This window comes from Arcanobacterium haemolyticum DSM 20595 (assembly GCF_000092365.1).
GTDB lineage: Bacteria > Actinomycetota > Actinomycetes > Actinomycetales > Actinomycetaceae > Arcanobacterium > Arcanobacterium haemolyticum.
In genome coordinates this window covers 52,716-65,159 of the sequence record NC_014218.1, presented here as the reverse complement: position 1 = coordinate 65,159, position 12,444 = coordinate 52,716, and the positions used below count along the sequence as shown (strand labels likewise).

Annotated in this window: 8 protein-coding genes; 4 read left to right on the top strand and 4 right to left on the bottom strand. The window is 55.7% G+C overall.

The window, feature by feature from the left end:
* The first annotated feature begins 229 nt into the window (after positions 1–229).
* On the top strand, positions 230–604 hold the full coding sequence (locus ARCH_RS00210) for a hypothetical protein (RefSeq protein ID WP_041640253.1): 375 nt from the start codon (positions 230–232) through the stop codon (positions 602–604).
* 58 nt (positions 605–662) lie between these two features.
* On the opposite strand, the gene ARCH_RS00205 is transcribed toward ARCH_RS00210, so the two are convergent.
* Positions 663–2,315 carry an MFS transporter gene (locus tag ARCH_RS00205; RefSeq protein ID WP_041640515.1) on the bottom strand — a complete coding sequence of 551 codons (1,653 nt, stop codon included), beginning with the start codon at positions 2,313–2,315 and terminating at the stop codon, positions 663–665.
* Between the two features lie 409 nt (positions 2,316–2,724).
* Positions 2,725–3,858, bottom strand: a complete 1,134-nt coding sequence (locus tag ARCH_RS00200; RefSeq protein ID WP_013169303.1) for a zinc-binding dehydrogenase — start codon at positions 3,856–3,858, stop codon at positions 2,725–2,727.
* 689 nt (positions 3,859–4,547) lie between these two features.
* Here ARCH_RS00200 and ARCH_RS00195 point away from each other — a divergent pair.
* Positions 4,548–5,825 (top strand): AGE family epimerase/isomerase, encoded by a 1,278-nt coding sequence (locus tag ARCH_RS00195; protein WP_013169302.1) that lies wholly within the window; start codon positions 4,548–4,550, stop codon positions 5,823–5,825.
* 131 nt (positions 5,826–5,956) lie between these two features.
* On the opposite strand, the gene ARCH_RS00190 is transcribed toward ARCH_RS00195, so the two are convergent.
* Positions 5,957–6,907 carry a carbohydrate kinase family protein gene (locus tag ARCH_RS00190; RefSeq protein ID WP_013169301.1) on the bottom strand — a complete coding sequence of 317 codons (951 nt, stop codon included), beginning with the start codon at positions 6,905–6,907 and terminating at the stop codon, positions 5,957–5,959.
* A gap of 50 nt (positions 6,908–6,957) precedes the next feature.
* Positions 6,958–7,986 carry a LacI family DNA-binding transcriptional regulator gene (locus ARCH_RS00185; protein WP_013169300.1) on the bottom strand — a complete coding sequence of 343 codons (1,029 nt, stop codon included), beginning with the start codon at positions 7,984–7,986 and terminating at the stop codon, positions 6,958–6,960.
* A 174-nt stretch (positions 7,987–8,160) separates the two neighbouring features.
* On the opposite strand from ARCH_RS00185, the gene ARCH_RS00180 reads away from it, so the two are divergent.
* Positions 8,161–11,184 carry an alpha-mannosidase gene (locus tag ARCH_RS00180; protein WP_041640250.1) on the top strand — a complete coding sequence of 1,008 codons (3,024 nt, stop codon included), beginning with the start codon at positions 8,161–8,163 and terminating at the stop codon, positions 11,182–11,184.
* Complete coding sequence (locus ARCH_RS00175; protein WP_013169298.1) at positions 11,181–12,419, top strand: glycoside hydrolase 5 family protein; 1,239 nt, start codon at positions 11,181–11,183, stop codon at positions 12,417–12,419. Before ARCH_RS00180 ends, ARCH_RS00175 begins: the two co-directional genes overlap by 4 nt.
* The last annotated feature ends 25 nt before the right edge of the window (positions 12,420–12,444 follow it).

The following is a 12,444-nucleotide window of genomic DNA, read 5'->3' as shown; positions in this document are numbered from 1 at the left end:
GATCGGAACAATAAGTTCCGATCCGGCCTTTTGCGCGCCCAGAACAGAGTTTCAAATGTATGTTACAAATGGGCGCACGTGATAGAACATACACTATCAAATCTTGATGACCGGCTTTCTTTTCACTAAAGTGAATACCGGCGAAACAAGTGAAATTTTTCAGAAAAAAATTTCACCTGGCATAACAACAGACAGGCAACCTAGAACAAGGAGCGATCGTCACTAACTAATGGCTGACATATCGCCACATAAGATTGAAATAACGATCGCCCACTACAGCCCACAACAGTTACCCCACAAAGCCCCAGTTTCTACAGAAGATGAATACGATGCAGGAGAAGAAATGACCACCACGTTCGCACCAACCCTTAACCCAGCCAAGGTTACGATTCGCACGAACTCCACCAGCGAACCAAACGCACAGACCCCAGCTACCGCGCTCAACCTCACACCAGCCCTATTCATCTTGGGAATGCTCTTTACCGCAACCATCCTTGCGGTTGTTGCACAAGCATCCATGATTGCATTCCTCACAGGAATTGCGGCAGCAATCATGATCCCAGTGTTCGCATTCGTTGATCTCTACATGCGTCTACAGCACTGAAAATAAACCGTTGTGGGGCCCTCGGCAATGCCGAGGGCCCCACAACAGTATGATCACATCAGTTAGAGTACTTCCGCTCCATGTAAACTTCGATCTCTTCCAATGACTTGTTTGAGGTTTCTGGCATGATCTTCCACAAGATCACTGCGATCACCAAGTTCATGACACCGTAGATCGTGTAGGTCAGACCGCCACCTAAGCTGTTCATCATCGTTGGGAAGGTCCAAGTGATCAGAGCGTTGACCATCCACATGCAGAAGATTGCCGTACCGTTCATGACACCACGAACAGATGCTGGGAACATTTCACCAAGCATTGTCCACACAACCGTTCCATTGGAGGACTGAACAACCAGCATGAAGAACGCCATCATTCCCAAAATTGCGTATGCGGCCCATGCTGGCGGAACAGTTCCCGCATTCATGTAGGGAGCAATAGCAAACTGGAAAATACCTGCGATGCTGAGCAGAGCAACACCCACCAAGGTCACATCCCAGATCAGAATCTGACGGCGCGAGAACTTCGTAATCAAGATCAGACCAATTGCCGAACCAATCACGGACATGATGCCGTTAGCAACCTGAGCACTAATCGCTGCTGACGTGCCCATACCTGCATATCCAAGCACCTTTGGAGCATAGTACATAACCGTGTTAACACCAGTCGTCTGGTTAACAATCGCCAAGAAAATACCAACCAAAAGCAACTTTCGTAGCCATGGAGTACGCCAAACTTCGCGCAATCCCTTTGCGTGGGCCTGCTTAGCAGCCTTCTGGCGGTTCTCAACCATCTCGTAAAGTTCATCGGTTACTGCAGCATTCGTTTCACCTTCACGAACGGTCTTGAGCGAACCAATAGCTGCGTAAACTTCGGTACGCAACACGTACCAGCGCGATGATTCTGGCATGAAGTGCATGCCAATCCACAACAAGATGGCCGGGATAGAACACAGAACAATCATCCAACGCCAAGCCGCACCGTTACCGGTTCCTTCTTGAATAGATAGCTGCATCGCAAAATCACGAATAACATTCATATCCGTTGTATTGGTTGCCTGCTCAATAGCCTTCTGCAAAGCATCCCAGGAGTAAGCACCGGCTTCAATCTTCCCCGAAGGATCAGCAGCAACAGTTAACTGTGGACCGCCATGAGCGGCGTTAATACCCGCATTCATAGCAAACGCAAGAAGCTGACCAGTCACAATCATCAGCTGATCCAACGCCACAATCGTTCCACGAATACGCTTAGGCGCAGTCTCCGCCAAATAGACCGGAACTGTTGCGGAAGCACCGCCAACAGCCAAACCTAAAATGAGCCGGAACGGATACATTACCCACACATTTGGCGCAAAAGTATTTCCAATCGCCCCGATAAAGAACAAAATAGCAAGCAGAATAATATTGTGGCGCCGGCCGTAGCGATCAGACAAACGGCCGCCGAATAGAGCACCAAAAGCAGCACCAACAGTCAAAACACCGCCAATTGCACCCTCTTCAGCAGCAGTCAATCCCAAACCGCCAGCCCCAGTTGGCATATGCATATACGGCAACGCCCCGGAAATAACCCCCGTATCATAACCAAAAAGTAATGATCCAAGAGTTGCAACGCCAGCAATCGCGATGACCCCACGATGCTTGCCAGAAGCTGGAGTTTCCTCCACCATCTGCCGCAGATCATTCTTACTTAACCCCTCAATAGGGACTCGTTTCATGTCCTGGTGAACCATCAGATCTCCTTAAGTGATGGTTATTTCAGAATAATGAACCCCAACACTGCGATCCACGATAATTCTGAAATATGTTGACAAATTCTGAGAGTAGTTAAAGACGCTGATCGGAAATTCGACCCAACGTCGTCGTTCAAATCCGCACCCGAATCGAACAGTACGAAAAGTAATGACGCTCCGAAAACGCTAAGAGACCTCCTTTTAGCCCACCACCATTGGTGATCGTTCTTGAAGACGCCGCCACCTCCGTAGTCACACTCCAATTGTAAGTTTAATTACACATAATGTCTATAACATTTCAAAGAAAAAATTAATTTAGTATCAAACAAACTGCGTGCGATTGGTGATATGAAACCCACAATCGCACGCAGGAAAACCGGCCAGTAAACCGGCCCTAAAGCGACATATCAACAACTGCTCGTCCCTGAATCTTGCCCTGAGACAAAAGCTCATACCCAGATCCAGCCTCCTCGAGCGAGAACTTGCGAGTCACAATATGCCGATAATCGATACACCCCTCAGACGCCATCTTCACAACTGTAGGCAGATCCTGACGCGTCCGAGCGCCATACGAACCCAAAATCGACTGCGAACGGCGCACCGTACGATTAATCTCAACAGCAGCAGTCTGAACCCCAGCACCCAAACCAATCGGAACCATCCGCCCACCATCACGCAACGAATCCAAGGCAGACGCCCACGTTTCCGGCCGGCCAAGCGCCTCAAACGCCACATCCACACCGCGACCATCAGTCAGAGCAAAAACAGCTTCACGCACGTTCTGTACGGACGAATTAACAACGTCGGTAGCACCCAAACGCTTCGCAGCCTCAAGCTTGTCATCAGCAACATCAACCGCAATAATCTTCGACGCACCAAACGCTTTCGCAACCTGAATAATATTCGACCCAATGCCACCAGTAGCAACAACCGCAACGGTTTCTCCATACTGCAAATTCGCACCGCGGCGAACCGCACCATACCCCGTCAAAGCCGCACAACCCAGAATAGAACCAGAAACCATATCCATAGTCTCATCAAGCACAGCCACAGACGTTGACGGAATCACACAATACTCAGACAAAGCCCCCATCGAATACATAGCAATAGGTTCACCATCCAAGCCGAAGAGGCGCGTGTGCCCATCATAAAGCTGCCCCTTCAAACGATTCATATCAAAGAAAGGCGCACACAAATCATCCCGCCCTTCAGCGCAAAACTCACACTGACCACACGGCATCAAGAACGCGCCAGCAACACGTTGCCCCACCTCAAGCCCCGTATGCTGATTACCTGGGCCAACTTCAACAATTTCACCCGTCACTTCATGACCAAGCACGCACGGCATAGGGAATGCAATTTTTCCACCGATAACATGCAGATCCGAATGACACATTCCGCACGCAGCAACCTTAATAAGAACTTCGCCATCGCGCGGCTTGGGCGTTTTAATAACTTCTACTTGTAACCCTACTTTTGGATCACGTAATACAGCGGCCCGCATCGTTGCGGGTATTTGTGCAGACATTATGCCCTCCATTGGAATATCTATCTGACTTTGCCGTTCCTGACAACGCTTTCAGTTTATCCACAACAATCAAATAATGTCTATCTTTTACTAGAATTTCGGGCATTTTCTAAAATGAAACGATGGAAAACCTCATGCTTTTCACCACTTTTATTTGTATCTAACAAATAAAATTATGGGGCTGAAGTCTGCCGCCCGGGCCACCTCCGCCATCCGCAACACCCCGGGCGCCCGCAACACCCTACCCGGTGACCGCACCCACCCCTACATCCCGGCAACACCCCGCCCGGCGCCTGCACCCACCCTGCATCCTGGCAACACCCTACCCGGTGTCCGCACCTACCCCTACACCGCCTTGCACTATGGGCCGCGGCGCCAAATAAGCGGCAGGGTGCACAGGAGTGCCGTATATGGCACTGCTGTGCTCTGTGGCGCTTATTGGGCGCCACAACCAACCTCATCAGGCACCACAACCGACCTTATCCGGGCGCCGGCGCCAGCTTTACCGACACCAGCCCCCAACCAGCCTTACCGGCACCAGCCCCCAGCCAACCTCCCCAGCCTCCCCACACACCCGGACACCCCTAGCCTTACTAAACCGTTTTTGTTAGGCTTTTGGTAGTGAGTTTGGCGCCATCGCGGCCTGAACTTCAGATCGAAACCGGCCGATTACTTGACAAGGAAGTCTCATGGTCATTGACGAAACAACCCGCACGTGGCTTGCGGATGAATTCACTGCACTCGTTGATTTTGCACGGAAGTCCCGTTGCGAACACGGTTTTTCTACGCTCGATGCCAACGGCCAGGCCGATCCTGACGCCGGCCTGCAGCTGTGGATCAACTGCCGCATGACCCACGTTTTCTGCCTCGCCACCTTGAAGGGCGATGAATCCGCTCGCGAATTCGCCCAGCATGGGATCGATTGCCTGCGTACGCATTTCTATGATGCAGAGTTCGGCGGCTTCTTCACGAACCTGCGTTTTGACACGAACGAACCTCAAGGCCCTGACGGCGAACGCAAAGCCGCCTACGCCCACGCCTTCGTCCTGCTGGCGGCAAGTTCTGGTTTGCAGGCTGGCATTGAGGGCGCCCGTGAATTGTACGACTTGGCCCGCGCAGCCCATGAGGATCATTTCTGGGAGTCGCGTTTTGGCCTGGCTCGCGAATCGTGGAACCGTTCCTTCACGGAAACCGAGAATTACCGCGGCGCGAATGCCAACATGCATACGTTGGAAGCATCGTTGGCCGCGTGGGATGCGACGGCGGATCCGCGCTGGCTGGAGAAGTCGGCATCGATTTTGATGTTTGTGCTTGGCGAGGCTGAGAAGATCGGTTGGCGTATTCCGGAGCATTTCGATTCGTCTTGGAACCTTCTCAAGGATTTCAACAAGGATCGCCCGGCGGATCCGTTCCGCCCGTTTGGTTTAACCCCAGGTCACGGTATTGAATGGGCACGATTGGCGTTGCATTTCTGGGCGGCGATCCACCGGCTGGCTGGCGATTTTGCCGCGGATTTCATGGAGTTTGTGGATTCTCTTCCGGCCGCCGCATATTCCCTGTTCACGGTGGCTTTGGCGGACGGCTGGGATGCGGATGGCGCGCCTGGCATTGTGTACACGACTGATTTCGACGGCGAACCGGTAGTCCATGAACGCATGCATTGGACTATCTGTGAGGGAATTGCGGCGTCGGCGGCGTTCGCAACGTATGCGGAGCAGTCTGGCGATCAGGAGAAGGTTGCTGAAATGCAGCTCTGGTTTGATACGTTCATGGATTATGCTCGCGAGTATTTGATCGAGGCACCGGGCCGCTGGATTCATGAACTGGATCAGACGAATACGCCTTCTGGCATCACCTGGCCTGGGAAACCTGATGTTTACCATGCGGCACAGTGCATGTTGATGCCTGAGCTTGGCTTGACTCCGTGTTTCGCTGGTTGGCACAGCCACACCTCGCCTGCCTTCTAACCAACCTTCTAGCCAACCTTTTACATCTGGATCTGACACAAAATTCACCCACAGCCGGTAACAGCCCCATATAGAGGCCTATCTCCGGCTGTGGGTGATTTTTTCGTCAAAGACCAAGGTTAAGGCAAGGCTCAGATGCCGGGCCGGGTCAGTTCGGTGAGGCGCGGCGGATTCGCCCCGGCTCGCGAGACGGTCACATCGGCCACGCGAGCAGCGAATTCGGCGATCTCCCGGAGGTCCTCCACGCTTAGGCCAGCGATTCCGGCACGGTTGCCAGCAAGGCCTCGCACGGAGAGTTGGTACACCAGCGCGCCCATGAAGGAATCGCCAGCTCCCACGGTGTCCACAACCTTGACGGCCGGATCGGCGGCCACATGCACATTTTCACCGGCAGCGTTCACGGCGATAACCCCGTCTTTACCTGCGGTGATGGCAACAACTAGCGGCCCGTGCCCGGCAGCTCGCCCCTCAGCGATCCAATTCTTGGCCAGTTCAATGGCTTCGTCCCGCGAAAGTGCGGAGCGCTCAAACAGGAAGCCCAGATCTTCATCGGAGCATTTCACAACATCGGCCTGCCTCACAAGATCCAGTACCTGTGCGCGCACGGCCTCCATGTCATCGATCAGTGCGGGCCGAATGTTGGGATCGTAGCTGATGGTGGCCCCAGCAGCGCGCCCGGCGGCAACGATCCGGGAAACGTCGCCGGCGCCCGGCTGAATGTAGGCGGCGATGGATCCGGTGTGGATGTGTGAAACGCCAGCCAGATCGGGTTGGATCCCGGCCAGGTCCCACCCCATGTCGAAGGTGTAGGTGCTGGCTCCGGAGGCGTCCAGGGTAGCAATCGCAGTGGCTGTCCGTTCGGTTTCTACAAAGGTGGTGTGCACGGCGTCTTGTGCTAGCCATTCGCGGATCACCGCTCCGCGCCGATCCGCGCCCACCATCGTCAGCAGTTCTGGTGCAACGCCGAGCCGGCTTGCCCCGATGGCCACGTTGGCCGGGCTGCCACCTGGGTGTTCGTTGGTGGTGCCGTCGGTTTGTTTGATGATGTCGATGACTGCTTCACCAATGATAAGGATGCTCATGGTTGTCCCTTCAGTTTCGATGATTGGTTCACGCCCAAACGTCCGCGTCCCTAGGCCCGCGCGCTTGCACTACGTCCTAGCCGTTTGGTCGATTCCCGGATGAGGATTGGCGCGGGGTCGAGTTTTTCGATGCGTGGTTTTTGCCCGCCGAGCACGTCGAGTAACAATCCTGCAGCCTTCCGCCCGAGTACGGATGGTTCGCGGTCGATGACTGTGATTGCGGGGGTGACGATTCGGCAGAGTGGCGAATCTTCGCAGGAGCATATGAGCACGTCACGGCCGATTTCTTTGCCTGCTTCGCGGAGTGCGTTGAATCCGCCGAGGGTGAGGATTTCGTTGTCGAAGATGATGGCGTCGGGTTGGGTTTTTCCGGCGAGTAGTTCTGCGATTGCTTTGCGGCCGGCTTCTTCGGTGGCGTTGGTTCCGCTGGCAACGATTGCGGTGAAACCGCGCCTGGCTGCGTATTCTTCGAGTGCGCGGATTCGTTCTTGGGTGTGGATGAGGTCTGGGATGCCTGTAACGAAGCCGATTGTGCGGGCGCCTTGTTCGTAGAGGTGGTCGGCTAGCGTGGTGACGATTGCGGCTTCGTCGCCGGTGACGGAGGCTGTGTGTGGGGTTTCGGTTCCGACCACGACGGCGGGCATTCCAATATCGTTGAGTGTTTCGATTCGGGGATCGCCTGGGATTGGATCGACGACGACGACGCCGTCTACTCGCCCTTGCGCCCACCAGGTTCGGTAGGTGGAGATTTCTGCTTTGAGGTCTGGGCCTGTGTGGAACACGAGGTCATAGTTGTGTGTGGTGAGTGTTTCTTGGAGGCCGATGATGAAGTTGAAGAAGAATCGTTCGGTTGTGTAGGAGTCTGGTTGGCGGGCGATGAAGAGTCCGACTGCGTCTGCTTTGGCGAGTGAGAGGGATTGTGCGCGGGAGTTGGGTACCCAGTCCATACGGTTGGCGATTGCGAGGATGCGTTCGCGGGTGGCGTCGGAGATTCCTGGCCGGTTGTTGAGGGCGAAGGAGACGGCAGTGATGGAGACGCCGGCTTCGTGGGCGATATCCTTGATCGTTTTTCTACTCATGAGGGATACCTTTTGGCTTTCTGGTGCGATTCTTGCTCGGGGTCTATCTTAGTATCTTGAGGCGGTAACGTCAGTGTTATAACCTCACGAAAATACGGACTTGCTCTAAATCGGTTTAGTCACTAATCTGAATATACAACGGGAACAATGATGCTCTCAAGTGAAAGGGTCGCTATGGACGCCGGATTACTCCTTACTCGTGTGAAGCGCACACTCAGCGAACGAATCGCGCGCGCCCAGTACACGCCAGTCTCCCAGCTCCAGTTAGAAACATGGCGCGTCCCTGATGAACTAGTGGACGGCCAAGAAGTTATTGGCGAACCAACCACTCCGCCGTCGTCGGCTATCTTCACCCCACTAAACGTAGGCGAAACCTGGGGAAAACCGTGGCAAACCGTGTGGTTCAACGTGCGCGGAACCACCCCGCGAACCGTACCTGCGGGCGATACTGTGGAAGCGCATATCGATCTGGGCTGGGCGGATCATTCCGCGGGGTTCCAGAGCGAAGGGCTGGTGCGTGATACGGCCGGGCGCACAATCAAAGCCCTCAACCCACGCAACCAGTGGATCCCGCTCCCCCAAACGCCGGAAACGGACGTGCAATTCAGCATCGAAGCCGCAGCAAACCCGCTCCTGCTGGAAGTCCTGCCGTTCCAAGTAACGATGGACGGCGATAAATTCACCTCCTCACACAACGATATGTACACGCTGGCCAAGGCCGATATCGTGATCCGCCATACGGAGGTTGTTGGGCTCACTACGGATATCACGGTGCTCTACGAACTGCTCGAAGCGAAGGGCGTGGCCGCCTTTACGAATGACGATTTCGAAACGCTCTACGTGCTCAACGCCGCGCTGGATCGCGTGGATCTCGATGACATCCCCGGCACTGCCGCCTACGCGCGCGAAGCCCTCCAGCCGATCCTGTCTCGTAGCGCGCTCCCGGGCGCTCACCGCCTGTCGGCCGTGGGCCACGCCCACATCGATTCGGCCTGGCTGTGGCCGATCCGCGAAACGAAGCGCAAGGTCAACCGCACAATCGCCAACGTGGTGCGCCTGATCGAAGACGGCACCGGCCTGGTGTTTGCCCTGCCGGCCGCCCAGCATGTGGCGTGGTTGCGCGAAGAGGATCCGGAATTGTTTGAACGAGTGCGCGAATGCGTGAAGAAGGGATCGATTGTGCCGGTTGGCTCCATGTGGGTGGAACCGGATGCCGTGTTGCCTAGTGGTGAGGCGATGGCCCGCCAGCTCACGGAGGGCATTAGTTTCTTCCGCGAGGCGCTGGATTACGAATGTAAGGAAATCTGGTTGCCGGATTCGTTTGGCTATTCGGCGGCGTTGCCGCAGTTGGCGCGCGAAGCGGGGATCGAACGGTTCTTGACTCAGAAGATTTCGTGGAACCAGACTAACGTGTTCCCTCACCACACATTGCAGTGGGAAGGCATTGACGGTTCGCGGATCTTTACCCACTTCCCACCTGCGGATACGTATGGTTCGGAGATCACGGGCGCCCAGATTCGCCACGCGGTTGAGAATTTTAAGAACAAGGGTGAGGCGAATTGTTCGCTGCTTCCGTACGGTTATGGCGACGGCGGTGGCGGCCCAACCCGCGAAATGATGGAACGCCTGGATCGGCTTGAGGATTTGCGCGGGGCGCCGCGGATTGTGCGCGAATCGCCGCATGATTTCTTCGATCGCGCCGAAGAGGAGTTCCCGGAGCCTCCTGTGTGGGTGGGCGAACTTTATCTTGAGTTGCATCGTGGCACGTTCACGTCGCAGATCGCTACGAAGCAGGGGAACCGCCGTAGTGAAGCATTGTTGCGTGAGACTGAGTTGTGGTGCACGATCGCGGCGTTGGCGGGCGCGGAGTATCCGTACGCTGAACTTCGCGATACGTGGCGTAACGTGTTGTTGTGCCAATTCCACGATATTCTCCCCGGCACGTCGGTGGCGTGGGTGTATCGGGAAGTTGCAGATATTTATACGGCTGTTAAAGAGACGTGTGAACGCCTCATGAATGACGCTTTTGAGTTCTTGCGTCATGGCCGTACCCCTGTCCGTGCCCGTGCGAACGCCACATCTTTCTCCTCACATGGCGTTGTGGCATTGGGTGCGGAGCCATTCTCCGGTGGCGCCGATGATCGCGCGAATGCAGCCGAATCGAGCCTCTCCAACGGTGTACTCACCATCGATTTCGCACCTTCTGGCGCGTGCACCCAAATCACCGACGCCACCGGGCGCACGTTCATTCCAGAAGGCCAGCGTGCCGGCGAGTTTTCGATTTTCCAGGATTTCCCGAACATGTGGGATGCGTGGGATATTGATCCGTTCTACAAGGGGTCCGAACAGGTTTTGCCGCTTGAGTTTGTGGGGACGGGGATGGACGACGCGGTTGCTACAGCTCGCGCTCGTTCCACTTTCGGTAAGTCTGAGATGAGTATTGAGTGGCGGTTGGCGCCGGGCGCTGATTTTGTTGATGTTCATGTTGAGGTGGAGTGGCATGAGCGGGAGAAGCTGCTCAAGCTTGGGTTCCCTGTGGATATTCATACGAATAAGGCTCAGTATGAGACTCAGATGGGCTTTATTGAGCGGCCTACGCACACGAACACGTCGTGGGATAGCGCGAAGTTTGAAGTGAGCACGCATCGTTGGGTGCGGTTGGAAAATGCTGGCGCGGCCTGGTCTATCGCTAACGATTCCACGTATGGATGGGATGTGAGCCGGCACAGTTCTGGGCGCCGCGGAACCTGGAGCTTGGTTCGGGCAACGCTGGTGAAGTCTGCAGTGTACCCGGATCCGCATCAGGATCAAGGCCGTTTCACGTGGAACTTCCGCATCCACCCGAACGCATCGTTGCGTGAAGCAATCGCGGACGGCCAGCAGATCAACCTGCCTTTGCGTGACGTCCCCGTCAGCATCGCCGCCCCATTTACGGTTGACGGCGCAATCGTTGAATCTGTATCGATGGCACCGGACAAGAGCGGCGACGTCGTCGTCCGTCTCTACGAAGGCGAAGGAACCGAAACCACCGCAACCCTCACGTGGCCAGGCGTAACTGTGCGCGCAACGGACCTGTGCTACCGTGAATCGGCGCACGCGCCCGCAATCGCTTCGCACGGCGATACGCACACGTTCCAGATTGGCGCGTTCCAGATAGTCACCCTGCGCGTCACCCAGAATAAGGAGAATCAGGCATGAAATTCGGCGTCAACTACACACCGCGCATCGATTGGTTCCATTCGTGGCTGGATTTCAACCCGGATCATGTGCGCGCCGATCTTGATTCGATCGCCGGGCTGGGAATCGACCATGTGCGTATCTTCCCACTGTGGCCAGTGATCCAGCCGAACCGTACCCTGATCAGGGAAAAGGCACTCGACGACGTGGCCACCGTTGTAGAACTCGCGCACGAACGCGGAATGAACACGTTTGTGGATGTGTTGCAGGGGCACCTTTCGTCGTTTGACTACCTACCGTCGTGGGTGAACGCCTGGCACCGCCGGAATATTTTTACTGATCCGGACGTGATTTCGGGTGAAAAGGCGCTGGTAAACGCGCTAGCTACACGGCTGCGTGACGTGCCTGGGGCGTCTGGCTTAAGCTTGGGCAACGAATTCATTCAGTTCGCGGCCGATCGCCACCCAGAACAGCATAAAATCACTGCCGACCAGGCCAAGACCTGGCTGGGTGAACTCTTGGGCGTGGCTCGTGACGTGTGGCCGGAAGGGTTGCACGTGCACACGCATGATGACGACGTCTGGTTTGATACCGGCCACCCATTCGGGCCTGAATCTGCTGTGACATTCGGCGATCACACCACGGTACATTCGTGGGTTTTCGGCAAGGTTGGGCCACGGTTTGGCGCGGGCACTCCCCAGCTTGAATGGTTCTCTCGGTACTTATGCGAATTGGCTGCTGCCTGGGGCGATGCTCACGGGCAGGTTGGCCGGAAGGTGTGGCTGCAAGAAATCGGTTCACCTTCGAACTACGTAGATCCGGCCGATTCGGCTGCGTTCTTGACCGCGAATGTGGAGCGGTTGATGGGCGTGCATGGCGGCGGTACCTCGCCTCGCTTGGATGCGATCACCTGGTGGTGTTCGCACGATGTTTCCCGTTCGCTGGCCGATTTCCCGGAACTTGAACACACGTTGGGGCTGTTCGATTCTGAAGGGGCTGTGAAGCCGATCGGGCAGGCGTACGCTGAGGCTATCGCGGCTTGGAAGGCTACTTCGCCGGTTGCGGTAGGCGATCACGCTATGGGCGCGTCTACCTCAGGAGCGGACGTACCTTCCGCTCCTGAGGAGGATCGCCCTGTTCTGGAGCTGGAACTCACCCCAGAAACGCGCGATTTGGCCGATGCCAACCATGCTTTCTTCGATCAGTGGATGGAATCTGCGCTGGACGGGCAGGTGCCGGCGATTCGGGTGCGGTGATGAGCTCCCGGCAGTGCGCTTTGCT